Annotated in this window: 18 protein-coding genes; 6 read left to right on the forward strand and 12 right to left on the reverse strand. The window is 70.5% G+C overall.

The features are described from left to right. Positions 1-171: 171 nt before the first annotated feature. The 4 genes from OG892_RS06865 to OG892_RS06880 all read left to right on the forward strand — a co-directional run bounded on the left by OG892_RS06865 (position 172) and on the right by OG892_RS06880 (position 5,042). Positions 172-963, forward strand: a complete 792-nt coding sequence (locus OG892_RS06865; RefSeq protein WP_073737380.1) for an MIP/aquaporin family protein — start codon at positions 172-174, stop codon at positions 961-963. Positions 964-1,019: 56 nt separating this feature from the next. Beyond that, a complete protein-coding gene (gene glpK / locus OG892_RS06870) occupies positions 1,020-2,561 on the forward strand; it encodes a glycerol kinase GlpK (RefSeq protein ID WP_073737379.1) in 1,542 nt (513 codons plus the stop codon). Positions 2,562-2,567: 6 nt separating this feature from the next. Continuing rightward, complete coding sequence (locus OG892_RS06875) at positions 2,568-4,181, forward strand: glycerol-3-phosphate dehydrogenase/oxidase (protein WP_328867630.1); 1,614 nt, start codon at positions 2,568-2,570, stop codon at positions 4,179-4,181. Positions 4,182-4,370: 189 nt separating this feature from the next. Further along, a complete protein-coding gene (locus tag OG892_RS06880) occupies positions 4,371-5,042 on the forward strand; it encodes a FadR/GntR family transcriptional regulator (RefSeq protein WP_024490929.1) in 672 nt (223 codons plus the stop codon). Positions 5,043-5,145: 103 nt separating this feature from the next. Here OG892_RS06880 and OG892_RS06885 read toward each other — a convergent pair whose 3' ends face one another. The 5 genes from OG892_RS06885 to OG892_RS06905 form a co-directional block, all read right to left on the reverse strand. After that, positions 5,146-6,198 carry an ABC transporter permease gene (locus OG892_RS06885; RefSeq protein ID WP_073737377.1) on the reverse strand — a complete coding sequence of 351 codons (1,053 nt, stop codon included), beginning with the start codon at positions 6,196-6,198 and terminating at the stop codon, positions 5,146-5,148. Next, entirely contained in the window at positions 6,195-7,715 is a 1,521-nt protein-coding gene (locus OG892_RS06890) for a sugar ABC transporter ATP-binding protein (RefSeq protein WP_327336109.1), read from the reverse strand. Before OG892_RS06890 ends, OG892_RS06885 begins: the two co-directional genes overlap by 4 nt. A 2-nt stretch (positions 7,716-7,717) precedes the next feature. Beyond that, entirely contained in the window at positions 7,718-8,758 is a 1,041-nt protein-coding gene (locus OG892_RS06895) for a sugar ABC transporter substrate-binding protein (RefSeq protein WP_371628694.1), read from the reverse strand. Positions 8,759-8,880: 122 nt separating this feature from the next. Beyond that, complete coding sequence (locus OG892_RS06900; RefSeq protein WP_073737374.1) at positions 8,881-9,660, reverse strand: SDR family NAD(P)-dependent oxidoreductase; 780 nt, start codon at positions 9,658-9,660, stop codon at positions 8,881-8,883. Continuing rightward, positions 9,657-10,994, reverse strand: a complete 1,338-nt coding sequence (locus OG892_RS06905; RefSeq protein WP_327336111.1) for an L-fuconate dehydratase — start codon at positions 10,992-10,994, stop codon at positions 9,657-9,659. Before OG892_RS06905 ends, OG892_RS06900 begins: the two co-directional genes overlap by 4 nt. Positions 10,995-11,251: 257 nt before the next feature. Here OG892_RS06905 and OG892_RS06910 point away from each other — a divergent pair, with 257 nt between their 5' ends. Then, positions 11,252-12,415 (forward strand): PAC2 family protein, encoded by a 1,164-nt coding sequence (locus OG892_RS06910; RefSeq protein WP_371628695.1) that lies wholly within the window; start codon positions 11,252-11,254, stop codon positions 12,413-12,415. 63 nt (positions 12,416-12,478) lie between these two features. Here the strand turns inward: OG892_RS06910 and OG892_RS06915 are convergent, their stop codons facing one another. From OG892_RS06915 to OG892_RS06935, 5 genes are all read right to left on the reverse strand, one after another. Further along, complete coding sequence (locus tag OG892_RS06915) at positions 12,479-15,523, reverse strand: NPCBM/NEW2 domain-containing protein (protein WP_371628696.1); 3,045 nt, start codon at positions 15,521-15,523, stop codon at positions 12,479-12,481. A 109-nt stretch (positions 15,524-15,632) separates the two neighbouring features. Next, positions 15,633-16,862, reverse strand: coding sequence for a cysteine--1-D-myo-inosityl 2-amino-2-deoxy-alpha-D-glucopyranoside ligase (mshC, locus tag OG892_RS06920; protein ID WP_371628697.1), 1,230 nt, complete (start codon positions 16,860-16,862; stop codon positions 15,633-15,635). A 179-nt stretch (positions 16,863-17,041) separates the two neighbouring features. Continuing rightward, positions 17,042-17,881 carry an SCO1664 family protein gene (locus OG892_RS06925; RefSeq protein ID WP_371628698.1) on the reverse strand — a complete coding sequence of 280 codons (840 nt, stop codon included), beginning with the start codon at positions 17,879-17,881 and terminating at the stop codon, positions 17,042-17,044. Continuing rightward, positions 17,845-18,435, reverse strand: coding sequence for a DUF3090 domain-containing protein (locus OG892_RS06930; RefSeq protein ID WP_073737368.1), 591 nt, complete (start codon positions 18,433-18,435; stop codon positions 17,845-17,847). The genes OG892_RS06925 and OG892_RS06930 overlap by 37 nt, the downstream gene beginning before the upstream one ends. Before the next feature lie 107 nt (positions 18,436-18,542). Beyond that, positions 18,543-19,253: a histidine phosphatase family protein gene (locus tag OG892_RS06935; RefSeq protein WP_328867625.1), complete on the reverse strand. Its 711-nt coding sequence runs from the start codon at positions 19,251-19,253 to the stop codon at positions 18,543-18,545. 59 nt (positions 19,254-19,312) lie between these two features. Here OG892_RS06935 and corA point away from each other — a divergent pair, with 59 nt between their 5' ends. Beyond that, positions 19,313-20,308 (forward strand): magnesium/cobalt transporter CorA, encoded by a 996-nt coding sequence (corA, locus tag OG892_RS06940; RefSeq protein ID WP_073737562.1) that lies wholly within the window; start codon positions 19,313-19,315, stop codon positions 20,306-20,308. 18 nt (positions 20,309-20,326) lie between these two features. Here the strand turns inward: corA and OG892_RS06945 are convergent, their stop codons facing one another. Then, complete coding sequence (locus tag OG892_RS06945) at positions 20,327-21,115, reverse strand: hypothetical protein (RefSeq protein WP_073737366.1); 789 nt, start codon at positions 21,113-21,115, stop codon at positions 20,327-20,329. A gap of 260 nt (positions 21,116-21,375) precedes the next feature. After that, complete coding sequence (locus OG892_RS06950; protein WP_073737365.1) at positions 21,376-22,425, reverse strand: LLM class F420-dependent oxidoreductase; 1,050 nt, start codon at positions 22,423-22,425, stop codon at positions 21,376-21,378. Between the last annotated feature and the right edge of the window lie 103 nt (positions 22,426-22,528).

Consider the following 22,528-nt stretch of genomic DNA (forward strand, 5'->3'; position numbering starts at 1 on the left):
ATTCACCTGAGAGAAACACTGCCGTGCACCGGTCGGCATTGTCGAACGTCTAACGGAAACAAGCGTTAGGGTGTGACAGTGCCAAGGGCCGGTAACGCCCTCACATGAGGGCGCGGACCACCGGAGGGACCCGGGGTTCGGCTTCCTGGACGAAGGACAAAGGAGTCGCGGGTGTCCAGCTCCGACATCTTCATCGGCGAGACCATCGGTACCGCCGTACTCATTCTGCTCGGCGCCGGTGTCTGTGCCGCCGTCACCCTCAAGCACTCGAAGGCACAGAACGCCGGCTGGCTGGCGGTCACGTTCGGGTGGGGCTTCGCGGTCCTGACCGGCGCGTATATCGCGGGCGGCGTTTCCGGCGCCCACCTCAACCCGGCGGTCACCATCGGTCTGGCGATCGAGGGCGGCACCAAGTGGAGCGACGTACCGCTCTACCTGGCGTCCCAGCTCCTCGGCGCGATGATCGGCGCGGTGCTGGTCTGGCTGACGTACTACGGGCAGTTCCGGGCGCATCTGACGGATCCGGAGATCCTGAAGGCGCACCTGGGCGAAGAGGGCATGGTGGACCAGGCTTCTGCCCCCAAGGCCGGACCGGTTCTCGGCATTTTCTCGACCGGTCCTGAGATCCGCAACGCCGTGCAGAACGTCGTCACCGAGATCATCGCGACGGTCGTCCTGGTGCTGGCGATCCTGACCCAGGGCCTCAACGACAACGGCAACGGCCTCGGCGCGCTCGGCGCGCTGATCACCGCCCTGGTCGTCGTCGCCATCGGCCTCTCGCTCGGCGGGCCGACGGGTTACGCGATCAACCCGGTCCGCGACCTCGGTCCGCGCATCGTGCACGCGCTGCTTCCGCTGCCGAACAAGGGCGGTTCCGACTGGGGCTACGCATGGATCCCGGTCGTCGGCCCCCTCGTCGGCGGCGCACTCGCGGGCGGGCTCTACAACCTCGCCTTCGCGTGAGACACCGGGCCCAGAGCCGTAACCCCAAGACCCTCACAGACCTCCGGGAGCACACCGTGACCGACGCACCTACCACCGGCACCCACGGAACCGGGCCGTTCATCGCGGCCATCGACCAGGGCACCACCTCCAGCCGCTGCATCGTCTTCGACAAGGACGGCCGGATCGTCTCGGTCGACCAGAAGGAGCACGAGCAGATCTTCCCGAAGCCGGGCTGGGTCGAGCACAACGCGACCGAGATCTGGGAGAACGTGCAGGAGGTAGTGGCGAGCGCCATCGTCAAGGCGGGCATCACCGCCGCCGACGTGAAGGCGATCGGCATCACCAACCAGCGCGAGACCACCCTGATGTGGGACAAGAACACCGGCGAGCCCGTCCACAACGCCCTCGTCTGGCAGGACACCCGCACCGACGCGCTCTGCAAGGAACTCGGCCGCAACGTGGGCCAGGACCGCTTCCGCCGTGAGACGGGCCTGCCGCTCGCCTCGTACTTCGCCGGGCCCAAGGTCCGCTGGCTGCTCGACAACGTCGAGGGGCTGCGCGAGCGGGCCGAGCGCGGCGACATCCTCTTCGGCACCATGGACTCCTGGGTCATCTGGAACCTGACCGGCGGCACCGAGGGCGGTGTGCACGTCACCGACGTCACCAACGCCTCGCGCACCCTCCTGATGAACCTGCACCGCATGGAGTGGGACGACAAGATCCTCTCGTCCATCGGCATCCCGGCCGCGGTGCTGCCCGAGATCCGGTCCTCCGCCGAGGTCTACGGCCACGCCAAGGGCGGCGTGCTCGACGGTGTGCCGGTCGCCTCCGCGCTCGGTGACCAGCAGGCCGCGCTGTTCGGCCAGACGTGTTTCGCCGAGGGCGAGGCGAAGTCCACGTACGGCACCGGCACCTTCATGCTGCTGAACACCGGCGAGACGCCCGTCAACTCCTACAACGGGCTGCTGACCACGGTCGGCTACCAGATCGGCGACCAGAAGCCGGTCTACGCCCTGGAGGGGTCGATCGCCGTCACCGGTTCGCTGGTGCAGTGGATGCGCGACCAGATGGGCCTGATCCAGTCCGCGGCCGAGATCGAGACCCTGGCCCTGTCGGTCGAGGACAACGGCGGCGCGTACTTCGTGCCCGCCTTCTCCGGACTGTTCGCCCCGTACTGGCGCCCCGACGCCCGCGGCGTCATCGCCGGTCTCACCCGCTACGTCACCAAGGCGCATATCGCCCGTGCCGTACTGGAGGCCACCGCCTGGCAGACCCGCGAGATCAGCGACGCCATGACCAAGGACTCCGGCGTCGAGCTGACCGCGCTCAAGGTCGACGGCGGCATGACCTCCAACAACCTGCTGATGCAGACCCTCGCCGACTTCCTGGACGCACCCGTGGTGCGGCCCATGGTCGCCGAGACCACCTGCCTCGGCGCCGCCTACGCCGCCGGCCTCGCCGTCGGCTTCTGGCCGGACACCGACGCGCTGCGCGCCAACTGGCGCCGGGCCGCCGAGTGGACCCCCCGCATGGACGCGGACACCCGCGACCGCGAGTACAAGAGCTGGCTCAAGGCCGTACAGCGGACCATGGACTGGCTCGAAGACGAGGAGTAGAGATACATGACCACCCTGCAGAGCGTCCCCGCCCTCGGGACGCATCCGGCCTCCGGCTCCCTTCCGAGCCGCGCCGAGACCCGGGAGCAGCTTTCCAAGGCGACGTACGACCTCCTGGTGATCGGCGGCGGCATCCTGGGCATCTCCACCGCCTGGCACGCCGCGCAGTCCGGACTGCGGGTGGCTCTGGTGGACGCCGGTGACTTCGCCGGCGCCACCTCCTCCGCCTCCTCCAAGCTGCTCCACGGCGGTCTGCGCTACCTGCAGACCGGCGCGGTGAAGCTGGTCGCGGAGAACCACTTCGAGCGGCGTGCGGTGTCCCGTCAGGTGGCCCCGCACCTCGCCAACCCGCTCACCTTCTACCTGCCGGTCTACAAGGGCGGGCCGCACGGCGCCGCCAAGCTCGGCGCGGGCGTGTTCGCGTACTCGGCGCTCTCCGCCTTCGGTGACGGCGTCGGCCACGTGATCAGCCCGGCGAAGGCGCAGCGCGATGTTCCGGAGCTGCGGACCGACAACCTGAAGGCCGTCGCGGTCTACGGCGACGACCAGATGAACGACGCGCGGATGGCGCTGATGACGGTCCGCGCGGCCGTCGAGGCGGGCGCCGCCGTGCTGAACCACGCTGCCGTCACCGGGCTCCGCTTCACCAGGGGCCGGGTGACCGGTGCCGATCTGCGGGACGCCGTGGACGGTACGGAGTTCGGGATCAACGCCCGTCTGGTGCTGAACGCCACCGGGCCGTGGGTCGACCACCTGCGCAAGATGGAGAACCCGGACGCGGCGCCTTCCATACGCCTGTCCAAGGGCGCGCACCTGGTGCTCAGGCGGACCCGCCCCTGGAAGGCCGCGCTCGCCACCCCGATCGACAAGTACCGCATCACGTTCGCCCTGCCGTGGGAGGACATGCTGCTGCTCGGCACGACGGACGAGGAGTACGAGGGCGATCCGGCGGATGTCGCGGTCACCGAGAAGGACACCGCGCAGATCCTGGACGAGGCGGCGTTCTCGGTCCGGGACCAGCAGCTGTCGCGGGATCTGATCACTTACTCCTTCGCTGGTCTGCGGGTGCTGCCGGGCGGTCCCGGCGGTACGGCCAAGGCCAAGCGCGAGACCGTCGTGACGGAGGGCCGCGGCGGGATGCTGTCGGTCGCGGGCGGCAAGTGGACGACGTTCCGCCACATCGGCCGGACGGTGATGAACAAGCTGGCCGCGCTCCCCGGGCACCCGCTGGCCGAGGACATGGAGCCGATGGCCCGGCTGCCGAAGAAGCTCCCGCTGCCGGGGATCGCCAACCCGAACGCGGTCGCGCACCGGCTGCTGGCCGACGGCGGCGTGCCGGGACCGCGGATGTCCGCCGACACGGCACGGCACCTGGCCACGCACTACGGTTCGCTGTCCTTCGACATCGCCCGGCTGGCCAACGAGGACCCGGTGCTCGCCGAGCGCATCCACCCGGACGCGCCGGAGATCTGGGCGCAGGTCGCCTACGCGCGCGACCACGAGTGGGCCGAGACGGCGGACGACGTGCTGCGGCGCCGCACGACGCTGACCATCCGGGGACTGGCCACGGACGAGATCCGGGCCGGCGTCGAGTCCGTGCTCGGCGACCGCAGGAGCTGACCGGCCGGGAGGGGGCGGCGTCCATCCGTGGACGCCGCCCCCTCCCGTATGCGTAAGGACGTATGTGTACGGACCCGGGTGAATCTCCGCGCCTCGGCGGTCATCGTCGCAGAGGTTGCCCCGAAGGGACTGTGGGCCGCCGTCGGGGACGCATAATGGAGCGATACATCGGATGTCTGGAGGTCGCCCATGGCTGTCACTGACGAGGCCATCGAGAAGATCAAGGGAATGATCGTCTCGGGTGCGCTACGGCCCGGCGATCGTCTCCCCAAGGAGAGCGAACTCGCCGCGGAGCTCGGCCTGTCCCGCAACTCACTGCGGGAGGCGGTGCGCGCTCTGTCGCTCATCCGCATTCTCGACGTGCGCCAGGGCGACGGCACGTACGTCACCAGTCTGGATCCGCAGCTGCTGCTGGAGGCGCTGAGCTTCGTGGTGGACTTCCACCGCGACGACACGGTGCTGGAGTTCCTGGCGGTCCGCCGGATCCTGGAGCCGGCCGCGACCGCGATGGCGGCGAGCCGGATCACCGAGGAGCAACTGGACCTGCTGAGCTCCCAGCTGGACGCCCTGGGCAGCCACCCCTCTGTCGAGGAGCTGGTGGCCTGCGATCTGGAGTTCCACCGCGGGATCGTCCAGTCGTCCGGCAACTCGGTGCTCTGCTCACTGCTCGACGGGCTCTCGGGGCCGACGACCCGGGCCCGGGTCTGGCGCGGTCTGACCCAGGAGGACGCGGTGAGCCGCACGCTGCATGAGCACCGGGCGATCGTCTCGGCGCTGCGGGACCGCGACGCGGAGGCCGCGCGGGCGTGGGCGACGGTGCATGTGGCCAGCGTGGAGCAGTGGCTGCGGTCGACGCTGTAGTCGGGGTGCGGGGTGAACCGGGGCTCCGCCCCGCACCCCGCACCTCAAACGCCGGCGGAGCTGAAAAGATCAGCCCCGCCGGCGTTCTTCGAACGTATAACGCTCAGTCCTGCTTCTCACCGCTCGCGAAGCGGGAGATGACCAGGGCGACGATGATGATCGCGCCGTTGAGGAACTGGTTCCACAGGGCCGGGACGCCGCCGAGGGTCATCACGTTGACCACCAGCTGGAGCGTCAGGACGCCGGTCAGCGCACCGAACAGGGTGCCTCGGCCGCCCTTGAGGCTGATACCGCCGATCACCGCGGCCGCGAACACCTGGAAGATCCAGCCGTTGCCCTGCGTCGCGGCGACCGCGCCGTAGTGGCCGGTGTAGAGGATGCCCGCGAAGGCGGCCAGCAGGCCGCCGATGGCGAGGACGATCCAGGTGACCCGGTCGACCCGGATACCGGCGGCGCGCGCCGCTTCCGGGTTGCCGCCGATCGCGTACAGCGAGCGTCCGTGGCGCAGCCAGGCCAGGGCCGCGCCGCCGACCGCGAAGAGGAACAGGCAGATCCAGACCGCGGCCGGCGCACCGAGCCACGAGGTCTTGCCGAGGTAGCGGAAGGACTCCGGGACATCGGTGATGGACTTGCCCTCGGTGATGCCGATGTGGAGTCCGCGCAGCATGGTCAGCATGCCGAGCGTGGCGATGAAGCCGTTGACCCGCAGTTTCAGCATCAGGAAGCCGTTGATCGCGCCGATGACGAGACCCACCAGCAGGCAGAGCGGGATCGCCATCCAGGTGGGGAGGATTCCCAGGCCGGCGAAGCGGCCGTCGTCACCGGGCAGCACCAGCCACATGGCGACGACGGGCGCGATGCCGATCGTCGACTCCAGCGACAGGTCCATCCGCCCGCAGATCAGGATCAGGGCCTGGCCCAGGACCAGCAGACTGAGTTCGGAGGACTGCTGGACGACGCTGATCAGGTTGTCGGAGGTGAGGAAGACCGGCGACACGATGAAGCCGATCACCATCAGCACCAGGATCACCGGCACCAGCGAGAAGTCGCTCCACCGGATCAGCTTGAGCCGGCTCAGCGGGCTGTCGTCCCCGGGTCCGCCCTTCGGTCCCGCTTCGATGTCGTCGGCCGTGGACGGCCGTATCGTGCCGGTCATTCCCTTTCCCCCACACCTTCCATGGCGGCGACGAGTTCCCCGTCGGTCCACCCGCTTGCGAACGTGGCGACCACTCGCCCGTGGAACAGGGCCAGCACCCGGTCGCAGACCCGCAGATCGTCCAGCTCGTCGGAGACGACGACCGCGGCATTGCCCTCGTCGGCCACCCGGCGGACGACCCCGAGGAGCGAGTCCTTGGACTTGACGTCCACGCCCGCGGTGGGCCGGACCGCCACCAGCACGCTGGGCCTGCGGGCCAGCGCGCGGGCGACCACCACCTTCTGCTGGTTGCCGCCGGAGAGCCCGGCGACGGGCTGCTCGGGGCCCTGGGTCTTGATGTCCAGTGAGTCGATCATGCCCCGGGCGAACTCCCGCGTACGGGAGGGCAGTACGGTCCCCCACGGTCCGAGCTGGTCGGCGACCGTGAGGGTGGCGTTCTCCGCGACGCTGCGCTGCAGGACCAGGCCCTGGTCGTGCCGGTCCTCCGGGATGTAGCCGATCCCGGCGGCCAGCGCGTGCGGCACGCTCCCCGGTCGCACGGTCTCGCCGTGCACCCGGACCGTGCCGCCGCCCTGCTTGCGCATCCCCGCGAGCACCTCGCCCAGCGCGGTGTTGCCGCTGGCCGCGGAACCGGCCAGGCCGAGCACCTCGCCGGGGCGCACCTGGAGGTCCAGCGGTTCGAACCGGTCCTCCAGGGTGAGCCCCTCGACGCTCAGGACGGGCGCCGCGGAGGCGTCGGGCGGTGTGGTGGTGCCGGCCGCGTGCCAGGCGACGGCGCCGCCGGACTTCTCGCCCGTCATCGCCGCCACCAGCTCCGTCTTCGCCACGTCCGCCACCGGGGCGGTCAGTACGTGCCGGGCGTCGCGGTAGACGGTGACGGCCGTGCAGAGCTCGTACACCTCCTGCAGGTGGTGGGAGATGAAGAGGAACGCCACTCCCTGGCTCTGCAGTTCCCGGAGCTTGTCGAAGAGCCGCCCGATGCCGCGGGCGTCGAGCTGGGCGGTCGGCTCGTCGAGGATGATCAGCCGCGCGCCGAAGGACAGCGCGCGGGCGATCTCGACGAACTGCCGCTGCTCGACGGCGAGGTCGCGGGCCCGGGTGTTCGGGTCGACCTGGACGCCGTAGTCGGCCAGGAGCTGCTCCGCGCGCTTGCGCAGCCGCCCCCAGCTGATCCAGCGGGCGTTGTCGTCGAACCGGTTGAGGAAGAGGTTCTCCGCGACGGTCAGGTCGGGGACGACCATGGACTTCTGGTAGACGCAGGCGACCTTCGACTGCCAGGCCGTGGTGTCCCCGAAGGCGGGCGCGGGTTCCCCGCCGAAGGTGACCGTGCCCGCGTCCGCCTTGTGGAGCCCGGTCAACACGCTGACCAGGGTCGACTTGCCCGCGCCGTTGCGGCCGACCAGGGCGTGCGACTCCCCCGGCTGCACGGTGAGCTTCACCCCGTCGAGCGCGACGGTCGGTCCGAAGCGCTTGACGACGCCTTCCGCCTGTACGGCAGGTGGTGGTGCCTGGTCCATGGCTAGCTCTTCTTCTCCAGCTGGTTGGCCCACAGCTTCGGGTCGTCGACGTTTTCCTTGGTCACCAGCGGGGCGGGCAGCTGGTCCTCGAAGCCGTTCGGGATCTTGATGATGGTGGAGTCGTGGTCGGTCGGGCCCTCCTTGAAGGTCTTCCCGTCCAGCGCCGCCTTCGCGTAGTACAGCGCGTACTTCGCGTAGAGGTCGGCGGGCTGGGAGATCGTCGCGTCGATCTTCCCGGCCTTGATCGCGTCGAACTCCTCCGGGATGCCGTCGTTGGAGATGATGGTGATGTGGCCGGGCGAACCGGCCGGCTTCAGCAGCTTCTTCTGCTCCAGGAGTGCGAGGGTCGGCTGCAGGAAGACACCGCCGGCCTGCATGTAGATGCCGTTGATGTCGGGGTGCGCGGCCAGTGTCGACTGGAGCTTCGCCGAGGCGACGTCACCCTTCCAGTCGGTGGCCAGCTCGAACACCTTGATGCCGGGGAAGTCCTTGTCCATGCAGGCCTTGAAGGCCTCCGAGCGGTCGCGGCCGTTGATCGAGGACAGGTCGCCCTGGAACTCGACGACCTTGCCCTTGCCCTTCAGCTGCTCACCGAGGTACTTGCAGGCGTTCGTCCCGTACGCCTTGTTGTCGGCGCGCACCACCATGTAGATGTCGCCCTTGTCCGGGCGGGTGTCCACGCTGATGACCGGGATCTTCTTCTCGTTCAGCGTGTTCAGCGACTCGGCTATCGCGCCGGTGTCCTGAGGGGCCATCACCACGGCCTTAGCACCCTGGTCGGCGAAGGTCTGGACGTTGGCGACCAGCTTGCCGATGTCGTTCTGCGAGTTGGTCAGCGGAAGCGCCTTGACCTCGCCGCCCTTGACCCCCTTCTGGATGTAGTTCTGGTAGGAGTTCCAGAAGTCGCTGTCGCTGCGCGGCAGGTCGATGCCGACCTTCCCGCCACCCGCACCGTCGTCCGATGATTCGCGGTTGCAGCCCGCGAGGGCAGTGACGGCCAGCAGTACGGCGCAGGCTGCCGCACTCGTCGTACGCACTCTCATTGGTGTCCCGTTCCTTTGTGGAGTACCGGCTCTGAGATCTGTTGGCATGTACTGGGGTGCCTGGTGCGGGTGGTACGAGGCGGGCGGCCCAGGTGGTTCGGCTCGGGCCGCCCGCCCTGCTGTCAGCTGTCGGCGGGGCGCAGACGCAGGCCCTGCATTCCGCCGTCGACGGCCAGCGCGGTGCCCGTCACGGAGGCGGCGGCCGGGCTGGCGAGGTACACGATCGCGGCGGCCACCTCGTCGGCGGAGACCAGCCGGCCCAGCGGCTGCCGGGCGTTGAGGGCCGCGCGCTCCGCGGCCGGGTCCCCGGCCTGGCCGAGCAGCCGCCCGATCCACGGGGTGTCCGCGGTGCCGGGGTTGACGCAGTTGACCCGGACGCCCTCGCGGACGTGATCGGCGGCCATCGCCAGGGTCAGCGAGAGGACCGCGCCCTTGCTCGCGCTGTACAGGGCGCGTTGCGGCAGCCCGGCGGTCGCGGCGATCGAACAGGTCTGGGTGATCGAGACGGCGCCGGGGCGCTCGGCCGCGGCGCGCCGCAGGTGCGGCAGGGCGTGCCGGGCGGTGCGGACCATGCCGAGGACGTTGATGTCCAGGACCCGGGTCCACTCGTCGTCGTCGTTGTCCTCGACGGAGCCGATGGACCCGATGCCCGCGTTCGAGACGAGCGTGTGCAGGGAGCCCAGTTCGGCCGCCGCCCGGTCGACCGCGTCGCGCACGGCCGCGTCGTCGGTGACGTCCGCCTCGACGGCGAGGGTGCCCGCCGGGGCGCCCGCGGTCTCCCGGTCGAGGACGGCCACCTGGGCGCCCCGCTCCAGGAGCATGGTCGCGACGGCGGCCCCGATACCGGAGGCGCCGCCCGTCACCAGAGCGTTCATCCCCTCGAAGTCGCGTGTGCCGGTCATCGGCTGTCCTCCTCAGTGGTGCGGCGGGCCTGCCATACGGGGCCCTCCGGATAACGGTGTGCGGCGATCGACTCGGGAAGCATCCGGGCGGAGAAGCCCGGGGAGGCCGGGGCCCGGTAGCGGCCCGATTCGATCACGGTGGGGTCCGCGAAGTGTTCGTGCAGATGGTCGACGTATTCGATCACCCGGTCCTCCCAGGTCCCGGAGACCGCCACGTAGTCGAACATCGAGAGGTGCTGCACCAGCTCGCACAGGCCGACGCCGCCCGCGTGCGGGCAGACCGGTACGCCGTACTTGGCGGCGAGCAGCAGGATCGCCAGGTTCTCGTTGACACCCGCGACCCGTGCGGCGTCGATCTGGACGAAGTCGACCGCGCCGGCCTGGAGCAGCTGCTTGAACACGACCCGGTTGGCGACGTGTTCGCCGGTGGCCACCTTGACCGGCTGCCCGGCACGGACGGCGGCGTGGCCGAGGATGTCGTCGGGGCTGGTCGGCTCCTCGATCCAGTGCGGGTCGTACGGTGCGAGCGCGTTCATCCACTCGACCGCGTCGGCGACGTCCCAGCGCTGGTTGGCGTCGACCGCGATCCGCACGTCGGCGCCGACGGCCTGCCGGGCGAGCCCGAGCCTGCGGACGTCGTCGGCGAGGTCGCCGCCGACCTTGAGCTTGATCTGGGTGAAACCGTCCGCGACGGCCTCCTTCGCCAGTCCGACCAGTTTGTCGTCGGAGTAGCCGAGCCAGCCGGGCGAGGTGGTGTAGGCGGGGTATCCCTCGGCGCGCAGCCGCTCGGCCCGCTCGGCCCGGCCCGGTTCGGCGGCGCGCAGGATCGCGAGCGCCTCCTCTGGGGTGAGGGCGTCGCTGAGGTAGCGGAAGTCGACGAGGGAGACGAGCTCCTCGGGCGTCATCTCGGCCAGGAACTGCCAGACGGGTCTGTCCGCCCGCTTCGCCGCCAGGTCCCAGGCCGCGTTGACGACCGCACCGGCCGCCATGTGCATCACGCCCTTCTCGGGCCCCAGCCAGCGCAGTTGGGAATCGTGGGTGAGGTCCCGGTACAGCGCGCCCAGATCGGCCGCGGTGCGGGGCACGGGACGGCCCACGACGTAGGGCCGCAACGCCTGGATGGCGGCTGCCATCACCTCGTTGCCGCGCCCGATGGTGAAACAGAAGCCATGTCCCTCGATACCGCCACCATCATGGTCCGCGGCGTCAGTACGTAGTACGACATAGGCAGCCGAGTAGTCGGGATCGGGGTTCATGGCGTCCGAGCCGTCCAGTTGCTCCGAGGTCGGAAAACGGATGTCGTGAACCTCGAAGTCCGTGACGGTCTGACTCATGTGCGCCCCCAGGGGAAATAACATCGGACCTCTGCTCTGGTCATCCGATGTATAGCGCCCCGAAGGGGCCAACGTCCAGGGTTGAGCCGAAATTGCCCCCACACAGCTCGGATGTATGACGGGCTTGATGCCCTGATTCGACCGGTGATGCACCCCCGTGGCCCGGCTTCGCCCGGCCGTGCGCGGGGGCTGCGGCGGGAGTGGCCGGACGCCGTAAGGTTGTTCCGTACGCAAGGGAACTTCGGAAGGAGGCCTGGGTGATCGAGCTCGACGGGGTTCCCGAGCTGATCGACCCGGTCATGGTGGCCGCGTTCGAGGGGTGGAACGACGCAGGTGATGCGGCTTCCACGGCGGTCGCGCACCTGGACCGGGAGTGGAAGGGAGAGGTGTTCGCGGCGCTGGACGCCGAGGACTACTACGACTTCCAGGTCAACCGGCCGACGGTGTTCCTGGAGGGCGGGGCGCGCAAGATCACTTGGCCGACGACCCGGCTCTCGGTGGTCCGCATCGGCGGGGAGAAGCCACGCGATCTCGTCCTGGTCCGGGGCATCGAGCCGTCGATGCGCTGGCGCTCGTTCTGCAACGAGATCCTGGGCTTCGCCCACGAACTGGGCGTCGAGATGGTGGTGGTGCTCGGTGCGCTGCTCGGCGACACCCCGCACACCCGTCCGGTACCGGTCAGCGGTGTGACGTCCGATCCGGACCTGGCGCGGACCATGGACCTGGAGGAGACCAGGTACGAGGGGCCGACCGGCATCGTCGGCATCCTCCAGGAGGCGTGCACCCACGCGGGCGTGCCCGCGGTGAGCCTGTGGGCGGCGGTGCCGCACTACGTGTCGCAGCCGCCCAACCCGAAGGCCACCCTGGCGCTGCTGAACCGGCTGGAGGACCTCATCGGGCTGCGCATCCCGCTGGGCGAACTGGCGGAGGACGCACGCGCCTGGCAGCTCGGGGTGGACCAACTGGCCGCGGAGGACAGCGAGGTCGCGGAGTACGTGCAGACGCTGGAGGAGGCCCGCGACACCGCGGAGCTTCCCGAGGCGAGCGGTGAGGCCATCGCCCGGGAGTTCGAGCGCTACCTGCGGCGCCGTGACCCCGGTCCGGGCGCCGGACCGGGTGGACACGCGACGGAGAGCGGCGACGGCTCGTACCTGCGCGACACGTCGAGCGGCCGGACCAGGCCGCCGAAGCCGACCCGGCCGGACACCGGTCCGGGTCCGGTGAGTGGGCCCGGAAGCGGTCCCGCGCGCGGCACGGATTCCGGTTCGGGCTCCGGTTCGGGTCCCGGTTCGGGTCCGACGCCGGGCGAGGCGCCGAAGGACACCCCGAAGGATGCTCCGGGCGACGCCTCCGCGGACTCGCCGCAGGATCCACCGGACGACGCGGCGGGCGATTCATCGGAGGATTCGTCGGAGGACTGATCCGGACAGCCGGGAGCCGGGCGGGTGGACACCCGCCCGGCTCCCTTGTTCCGCCGCTGACGATCAGGAGCAGGTGAAGCGCGCGGCGCCCCAGTCGGCGTGGTCGCCGGTCTTGGACGCGTTGGTGTCCGTGACCTTCAGGCGCACATGGCGCGCACCGTCCAGCGGTACGTCGACGGGGACGGCAGCCGACGCCCCGGTCACCTTCGGCGAGGTCCAGAGCACCTTGCCGTCGGCCTCGACGGAGAACGCCACCTCGCCGTATCCGTCGATCTCGTCGTCGATCCCGGCGTCCGCGGTGAACTTCGAGCACTGTCCGCCGGTGTAGAACTCGATGTCGGAGTCGGCGTGGGTGCCGATCCCCTTCTCGTACGTCTTCCCGGCCAGCGTGAGGGGCTTGCCGTCCTCCGCGCCCGATTCTCCGTTGCTGCGGTCGCGTTCCGCCGGACCGTAGCCGTTGACCGAGCTCAGCCACTCCAGATCGCTCGCCCACGCCTCACCGGTGGGCGGCGGCGGCATCACGGAGGCGGCGATCCGCTGGACCGCAGTACGGGATTCGCCCGCCGAACGGTAGCGGGCCAGCGCGGTGATCTGCGCCTCGCCCACGGTCGCGTCCTTCGCCGGGGTCACCGACACCTCGACCCGCCGGGTGGTGCCCGCCGGGATCCGGCGCACGGCGGCTGCCGGGGTGGCCTTCCAGCCCTTGGGGACGTCCAGCGAGACGGCGGCGTCCGTGACGTCGCCGCGGCCCGCGGTGACATCGACGGCGACGGTGGCCGGGGCGCCCGCGCCGATCTCCTGGCCCCCGGGGGCGGAGACGGTGGCCGTGGCCGCCGCGTTCCGTCCGCCGACCGCGCTGGTGTGCTCCAGCTTCACGGAGAACTTCTTGCCCGTGGACAGCGGGGCGGTCTTGATCTTCACCACGCCGCCGCGGTCGTCCCGGTCGTACCACCAGCCCTGCTTCGCCTTCGCGTACGCGGCGGCCGAGCCGAGCCGGGGCAGCTTGCCGGTGAGCTTCACCGCGCTCGGCTCAGAGCCCGTGTGCACACTGAACTCGTACGGACGGCTGCTCTGCTTGCCGGTGAACTTCCCCTTGCTCTCACCGATGTTCACGGTGATGTCGCCCGCGCCCTTGGACGGTGCGCGGACATCGGCCCGCTGGGTCGCGTACGCGCCGTCGCGGTGCTCGCGGGTCACGCCGTCGTCCTCGTACAGGGTGAAGGAGGACGTGCCCTGCGGGTAGATGTCCCAGGCGAGCGGGGAGCCGGCGGTGCGGTCCTTGTAGGAGCGGATGCCCGGCCACATCGGCACACTGGCGCCGCCCCTGACGAACAGCGGCAGGGTGTCGAGCGGGGCGCTGTAGTCGTCGACGGTCGTCGGCCCCTGGTAGGTCCGCCCGGTCCAGTAGTCGGTCCAGGTGCCCTTCGGCAGGTAGATGCCGTCGCGCTCGGTGCTGTCCTGGTAGACGGGGGCGACGAGGAAGTCCTCACCGGACATGAACTCGTACTTGGCCGCGTCCGTAGCGGCCTTCGGGTCGTCCGGGTACTCCAGCACCAGCGGGCGGACCATGCCGACGCCGGTCTTCGTCGCCTCGTGCGCGTAGGAGTACTGGTAGGGCAGCAGCGACTCCTTGAGCTTCAGGTAGTCGCGGTTGATGGAGGTGTACGGCTCCCCGTAGCGGAAGGGCTGCTTGTCGCTGGCCGCCCAGCCGTCCATGGTCATCGTGGTCCCCAGGAACATCTTCCACTGGAGGTCACGGGTGTACGTCTTGGCGCTGCCGCCGAAGATGCCGTCGACGTCGCCCGTGGTGTAGGCGAGGCCGGACATCGTGGCGCCCGCGTAGGTCGGGATCTGCCAGCGGATGTAGTCCCAGGTGCCGTACTGGTCGCCGGACCACTGGACTCCGCAGCGCTGGGCGCCCGACCAGCTCTCGGGGGCGTAGGTGAAGCCCCGGGCGTCGCTGTTGTCCTCGATGCCCTTGTAGGCGTCCTTGCAGCCGTCCAGGGCGAACTTGTAGCCGTCACCGATCCAGGCGACGTCGAGTTTGGCGACGCGCTGGCCTGCCTTGACCTGTTCGGCGATCTTGTCGATGCCGTCCTGGGTCCACAGGCCGAGCTGCATGTCGCGGTCCTGGAGGCCCTTGGCGGTCTCCGCGAGGTCCTCGTGACCGCAGCCGTAGCCGTCGTTGACGAGCATCCAGCCGTTCGGCATGTCGTTCTCGACGTAGCCGTCGGCGACCTTCAGCGAGTCCAGGGTGTGGCGCTCGCCACGGTTGGCGTTGTGCAGGTAGCAGTCGGCGTCGCCGATCTCCATGCCGTAGACCGGCGGCAGGAACGGCTTGCCGGTGAGCTCGGTGTACTGGCCTATGACGTCCTTGGCGTCGCCCGCGAAGTAGTAGGCGTCGAAGCGCTGTTCCTGCGCGCTGGTGCTCACCGGGTCGTTGAAGGCGTAGGTGTTCGGCGCGAAGGTGTTGCGGAACACGCCGTAGCCGGCCGAGGAGAGGTAGAAGGGCACCGAGTTGGGGTGCCCGCCGTCGTCCCAGTTGTAGTCGACGCCGACCTCGACGGTCTGGCCCCGGTGCGAGGTGTTGCCCCGGCCGTTCTGCATTCCGGCGCCGTAGAACTGCTCGTCGCCGCCGCGCGCGAGGGTCTGGGTGGTCTTCTCGCCGTCCCAGCTGAGCCCCTTCGCCTCCGACCACACCTGGGTGCCGTCGGCCCGGTACAGGGCGAACCGCAGCGGCGACTTGTAGGCACGCAGGGTGACATCGCCGGTGGAGAGGTCGTAACGGTCGCTCCGCTCCTTCCAGTGGGTGCGGGGCGGGGTCCCCTGGGGCAGCACGATGGCGTCGCCCGCCGGGTCGGTGAACGTGCCGTCCGGGGCGAGTTCGATCCGGAAGGTCTCGTCGGACACGAAGCTGACCCGGGCCTGTGCGGTGCCCGCCCGCAGGTGGTAGACGGATCCGTCGGCCGAGAAGCCGGTAAGATCGCCGACCGTCGACTCGGTGGGGGCGGCCGAATCCGCCTGGGCACCGCCCGGTCCCGAGACGACGGCGAACAGTCCCAGCAGCGCTGCAACTACAGCCGTTCTGATGCGTGTTGATGATTGCATAGAGCGCTTTTAGCGCAGCATCGAGCATTTGACCATGGACAAAACGGAACCGGCCCCGAACTTCATCAAGAAGTTCGGGGCCGGTGAACGGACGTAATACGGCGGGCGGTTACAGCGCGACACCGAACAGCGCGTCGACGGTGCGCGAGACGAGTCCCGGCGCCCCCTCGTCCGGGCCGCCCGCGGCGCTCTGCCGCTCCGCCCAGCGGTCCACCGCGGCCAGCGCCGTCGGGGTGTCCAGATCGTCGGCGAGGGCCTCGCGGACCTCCTCGACCAGCGCGTCGGCGGCGAGCCCGTCGGGCCGCGAGACGGCGGCGCGCCAGCGGGCGAGCCGGTCCACCGCGTCCGCGAGGACCTGGTCCGTCCACTCCCAGTCGGAGCGATAGTGGTGCGAGAGGAGGGCCAGGCGGATCGCCGCCGGGTCCACGCCGTCGCGGCGCAGCGCAGAGACGAAGACCAGGTTCCCCTTGGACTTGGACATCTTCTCGCCGTCCAGGCCGACCATGCCGGCGTGCACGTACGCCTGGGCGAACGGGTGCTCGCCGGTCAGCACCTGGGCGTGCGAGGCGCCCATCTCGTGGTGCGGGAAGGCGAGGTCGGAGCCGCCGCCCTGGACGTCGAAGCCCATGCCGAGGTGGTCCAGGGCGATGGCGACGCACTCGATGTGCCAGCCGGGCCGGCCGGCGCCGAGCGAGGCGCCGTCCCAGCTCGGCTCGCCTTCGCGGGCGGCCATCCAGAGCATCGGGTCGAGGGGGTTCTTCTTGCCCGGACGCTCCGGGTCCCCGCCGCGCTCCGCGGAGAGCAGCCGCATCGCCTCCGCGTCCAGGTTGGAGACCTGGCCGAAGTGCGGATCGGTGTCGACGGAGAAGTACACGTCGCCGTCGAGGTCGTAGGCGGCGCCCGCGTCCCTGAGACGTTCGACGAGCGGCACGATGCCGGGTATCGCCTCGACGGCTCCGATGTAGTGCTGCGGCGGGAGCATGCGCAGGGCGGTCATGTCCTCACGGAACAGGGCCGTCTCGCGCTCGGCGAGCTCGGTCCAGTCCTGACCGTCGCGCACGGCCCGCTCCAGCAGCGGGTCGTCCACGTCCGTCACGTTCTGGACATAGTGAACCTGCCGCTTGGTGTCGAGCCACACGCGCTGGACGAGGTCGAACGCGTTGTAGGTCGCCGCATGACCCATATGGGTCGCGTCGTACGGCGTGATGCCGCAGACATAGATGCGGGCGACGGGACCGGGGTCAAGGGTGATCCGTCCGCCGGTCGCGGTGTCGTGGATCCGAAGGTCGCGGCCCTTGCCAGGAAGGGCGGGGACCTCAGAAGCGGGCCAGGCATGCATGCGACGAGCGTAACCGGACGCGGCTTCCGGATACGAACCGGAGGGGGGATCCTGTCCGAAGAGGCACTCTTGCGCCCGGCCCCGGAGCGTGCTTCACACCCCCGGGACGCAGACGCCGGACGCGCGCCCGAGCGGGAGCGGGCCGGGCGGCCCGGCGGGGGCCGCCCGCCGGGCCCCGCCTACACCGGCGGCCACGGAATGGCCGGCCAGCCCCCGCTCGGCTCCCGGTGGAGTCCGGTGGACCGCAGCCCCGCCACCCGGGCCCGCAGCGCCTCGATCTCGGCCGCGGTGATCAGTTCCTCCAGCCGGGTGACCAGGGCCGCCCCCGGCTCCAGCTCGCCGGCCAGCCGGTCCAGCACCTCGACCGCCTCCGCGGGCAGCGGCTCTCCCGCCCAGCCCCAGAGCAGGGTGCGCAGCTTGTCCTCCGCGTTGAAGGTCACACCGTGGTCGATGCCGTACAGCCGGCCGTCGGGCGCGGGCAGCAGGTGCCCGCCCTTGCGGTCGCCGTTGTTGATCACCGCGTCGAGCACGGCGAGCCGTCGCAGCCGGGGATCGTCCGCGTGCACGAGCAGCGCGGTCTTCCCCTCCGCCACCTCGGCGAGGGCGACGGCCTTCCAGCCATCGCCCGGCTCCTCGTCCTCGACGAGCGCGAGCAGTCCCGGATCGTCCTCGCCCTGCGGCGCCGCCTCGATCCACAGCTGGCACATGCCCTGGCCGTACGGACCGTCCCGCAGCACGGTCGGCGGCACCAGGCCCCAGCCGGTCGCCTCCGAGACCTCGTAGGCGGCCACCTCGCGCTGGGCGAGAGTGCCGTCGGGGAAGTCCCACAGGGGCTGCTCACCGGCGACCGGCTTGTACACGCAGTGCGCCTCTTCGCCCTCGTACGCGACCGAGCAGTACAGCACCGCGTTGGACGCTCCGCGGACCTGTCCGAGGACGGTGAGCTCGCCCTTGCCGAGCAGGGTCATCCGCCCGGCGTCGGTCAGGCCCCGCGACGGTATCCGTTCTGGCGCGGGCATACGTGTCCTTCCGGATCGAGCGGGAGGCTGCACAGCGGGCACGGCGGGCGGCCGGCGTTCACGACGTCCAGGGCGCGTTTGGCGAAGGCTCGGGCCTGGGCTCCGCCGAGCCGGACCCGGAGCATCGGCGGGCCGTTCTCCTCGTCCTGGAGCAGCCGCTCCTCGGCCTCCGCGAGATCCTCGACGGATTCCGCGTCCAGCTCGACCAGGGCCTGCGCCTCGACGATCATGCGCTGTTCCTCGCCGTCCCAGGCGAGGGCCATCGTGCCGACCCGGAACTCCTCCTCGACGGGGACGTCGAGCGGAGCGGTGTCGGTGACGTCCATCGGGGCCACGGCCGGCACCGGGGAGTTGCCCCCGGTGCGGCGGACCACTTCGTCGAGCAGTTCGTCCACCCGCTCTGCGAGGGCGGCGACTTGGGTCTTCTCCAGGGCCACGCTGGTGACACGTCCGCCTGAGGATGCCTGCAGGAAGAACGTACGACGTCCAGGCAGCCCGACCGTACCGGCCACGAAACGGTCCGGGGGGTCGTAGAGGAACACCTGACGGGACACGTCCTGTCTCCCTTGTGATTTGACGCGGATGAGGGATCGGCCGGGGCCCGGGAGAGAGTCCTCCCGGAACGGCGCCTACGGCGCGTCCACCCTACTGCGCGGAGCGATCACGGCGCCCCAGCGCCGCCCCCGACCGCGGCATCGGCCTCCGTACCGGCCGTCTTCGTCTCGTCGGGAGACGGTTCGCGCGGCGCCAGCGGGGCGAGATCGCCCGTGTCGCCCAGCCTCAGCAGGAAGGGCCGCAGCCTGGTGTAACGGATCGCGGTGACCGAGCACGGGTCGGCGTGGACCCGCTGGAAGAGGTCCAGGTGCATGCCGAGCGCGTCGGCCACAAGGGACTTGATGATGTCCCCGTGCGAGCACATCACGTAGACGGCGTTCTCACCGTGCTCCGCCTCGATCCGCGCGTTCCACTCCCGGACCGCGTCGACGGCGCGTGCCTGCATCGCCCTCATGGACTCGCCGCCGGGGAAGGCCGCCGCCGACGGGTGCTGCTGCACGACCGTCATCAGCGGCTCGTCGGTGAGTTCGGCGAGCTTGCGGCCCGACCAGTCACCGTAGTCGCACTCGCTGATGCGCTCCTCGGTGTGCAGCGGCAGTTCCGGCCGGGCGTCGAGCAGGGGGCGCAGCGTCTCGCGGCAGCGCTGCAGGGGGCTGCTGACGGCCGCGACGAGCGGCAGTGCGGCCAGCCGTGCGGGGAGCGCCGCGGCCTGCTCGGCGCCGCGCTCGTCGAGCGCGACGCCGGGGGTCCGGCCCGCGAGCACCCCGGCCGTGTTGGCGGTGGAGCGTCCGTGGCGTACGAGGATCAGGGTGGGCATACCGGCCAGGGTAGGCCGACGCCCCGGCAAAGGTGCGCCCGGGACCTGGGCAGGGCACAATACGCGCCGTGATTGTGGACTGCGCCATCTACCGCGACGGGCGCCGCACCGACGGCCCCGCCGACTTCTCCGACGCCCTCGACGAGGCCCGCGCCACCGGTGACGCGTTCTTGTGGATAGGTCTGCACGAGCCGACGGAGAAGGAGTTCGAGCTGGTCAGCAGCGAGTTCGGACTGCACCCGCTGGCGGTGGAGGACGCGCTGGCCGCGCACCAGCGGCCGAAGCTGGAGGTCTACGACGACTCGCTGTTCGCGGTCATAAAGCCGGTCGTGTACGACCACGAGAGCGACACGGTCTCCGCGGACGAACTGATGGTGTTCATAGGCGACTCGTTCGTCGTGACGGTCCGGCACGGCGAGGGTGCTCCGCTCGCCGCCGTACGCCGTCGGCTGGAGGCCGAGACCGATGTGCTCAAGCACGGTCCGACCGCGGTGCTGTACGCGATCAGCGACGCGATCGTGGACCACTACATCGACGTCGCGGGCGAGCTCCAGGTCGACCTGGAGGAGCTGGAGACCGAGGTCTTCGCCCCGGCCGCGACCGGCGACTCGAAGAACACCGCGGCCCGCATCTACACGTTCAAGCGCCAGGTGCTGGAGTTCCGCAGGGCGACCGTTCCGCTGGGCGCCCCGATGGCCCGGCTGGCGAGCGCGGGGGTGCCCTTCGTCCATGAACAGTCGCAGCCGTTCTTCCGGGACGTCCAGGACCATCTGACGCGCGCCAACGAGCAGGTGGAGGGGCTCGACCGGCTGCTCTCCGACATCCTGTCCGCGCATCTCGCGCAGATGGGGGTGCGGCAGAACGACGACATGCGCAAGATCTCGGCCTGGGCGGCGATGGCGGCGGTCCCGACCATGGTGGCTGGGATCTACGGCATGAACTTCGACCACATGCCGGAGCTGAAGTGGGTCTGGGCCTATCCGGCGGTGATCCTGCTGATGGCGGGCGTGGTCCTCGGCCTGTACCGACAGTTCAAACGGCGCGGCTGGCTCTGACCGAGGGCCCTGTCCCGCTCAGCCGTACTCGGGCGCCGGGACGGCCGGGCCCCCGAGCGCGTCGCGCCGCTCCGGCGGTGCCAGGCTGACCATGCGCCGCCAGCCCACCAGGCGCTCGTAGGCGTAGACGGCGTGGATTCCCGCCGCCAGGAGCGCGACCTTGGCTCTCGGCCAGCCCAGGATGCGGCCCATGTGGTCCATCACGGCGAGGCTGACGTCGCGGTAGACCCGGATCTCACCGAGTGCGCACTCGCGCAGGACGCTCTGGATCGTACGGCCGTGTCCGGACCGGGCGAAGCGCAGCAGTTCCTCGTGGCAGTACGCCAGGTGGTTGTCCTCGTCGTTCGAGATCATCCTGACCGCGCGGCCCAGCTCCGGGTGGTCCGCGAAGTACTTCCGCAGCAGCCGCATCTGCTCGGAGGCGCGCTGCTCGGTGACCCGGCTGTGGGCGAGGTAGGTGATGATGTCGCGCTCGGCCAGCGGCTCCTCGCGCCCCAGCTGCTCATGGGCGAGGCCGATGCCGTACTGCTCCAGCAGCATCGTGTAGTCGGTCTCGTGGGGGACCTCGACGGGCGTCAGACCGCGCTTCCTGAGGAGTGCGTCGAAGATCCGGCCGTGCTTGTCCTCGTCGGCTCCGTGCCGGGCGATCTTGGGGGCCAGGGCGCGCTGGCTCACGGGGGCGAGGGCCGCGATGCGGCCGTTCTCCCAGCCTCCCTGGGACTCCCCGCCGGCGGCGATGGAGCAGAACAGCCGGAACGACTCGTCGTCGTCGAGAATCTCCTGGAACAGGTTCTTTGCCGAGAGCATCACTGCCACCTCCGTGCCGGCATCCGCCGAGCGACAGTCAAATGCTCCCGGCCCCGGCGGGCAACACGAAGGCCCCCGGACTGGGCCGAACGTGCGCCCCGTGCGGGCCCCGCTTCCGGCCCCGGCGAACCGTTTCCGCACAGGCCCCGTAACCCAGCCGCCCCGGCCGCGTTGTTCCGCGTGACGGCCGTGGCGGGGAGGCCCCGAGCCCCCACCACGGCCGTAGTGCTGCCCGGCAGACGGCAGTTTGACGACAGGCCCTACGCGAGCCCGGAGCGCTCCAGCGCGTCCGTGCCGGCGCGCAGCGCGGCGATCCGCTCGTCGAGCGTGAAGCCTGCCGGGGCCAGGGTCAGGGTGGTGACGCCCGCGGCCGCGTAGGCCTGCATCCGGTCGGAGATCCGCTCCACCGGGCCGAGCAGCGTGGTCTGGTCGATCAGCTGGTGCGGAACGGCGGTGGCGGCACCGCTCTTGTCTCCGGACAGGTACTTCTCCTGGATCTCGGCGGCTTCCTTCTCGTACCCCATGCGCTGGGCGAGCTGGTTGTAGAAGTTCTGCTTGGGGCTGCCCATGCCGCCGACGTACAGCGCGGTGTACGGCCGGAACATGTCCGCGAGGCCGGTGACGTCGTCGCCGACCGCGAGCGGCAGGGTCGGACAGACGTCGAAGCCCTCCATGGTCTTGCCGGCCTTCTCCCGGCCGGCCCGCAGGTGCCTGATCGCGGTGTCCTCCAGGTGCTCGGCGGAGGGGAAGATCAGCAGTGCCCCGTCACCGATCTCGCCGGTCTGCTCCAGGTTCTTCGGGCCGATCGCGGCGATGTACACCGGGATGTGCTCGCGCTCCGGGTGGATGGTCAGCTTGATCGGCTTGCCCGGCCCGTCCGGCAGCGGGAGCGTCCAGTGCTGTCCCTCGTACGACAGCCGCTCGCGGGTCATCGCCTTGCGGACGATCTCGACGTACTCGCGGGTGCGGGCCAGCGGCTTGTCGAACTTGACGCCGTACCAGCCCTCGGAGACCTGCGGCCCCGACACCCCGAGGCCGAGCCGGAACCGGCCGCCGGAGAGCGAGTCGAGGGTGGCGGCCGTCATCGCCGTCATGGCGGGCTGGCGGGCCGGGATCTGCATGATCGCGGAGCCGATGTCGATGGACTCGGTCTGCGCGGCCACCCAGCTCAGCACGGTCGGGGCGTCGGAGCCGTAGGCCTCGGCCGCCCAGCAGACGTCGTAGCCGAGCCGGTCGGCCTCCTGCGCGACGGCGAGGTTGTCCCCGTCCATACCCGCGCCCCAGTAGCCGAGATTGATGCCGAGCCGCATAGCCGCTCCCCTTACTGATCAGTAACGTCTCTGTGCTCCGGACTCTAGCGCGCGGGAACACGTTCCGGCAGGGGTGACCCGGACCCCGGTTGTCCACAGCCCC

It is taken from the genome of Streptomyces sp. NBC_00341 (assembly GCF_041435055.1).
Lineage (GTDB): Bacteria > Actinomycetota > Actinomycetes > Streptomycetales > Streptomycetaceae > Streptomyces.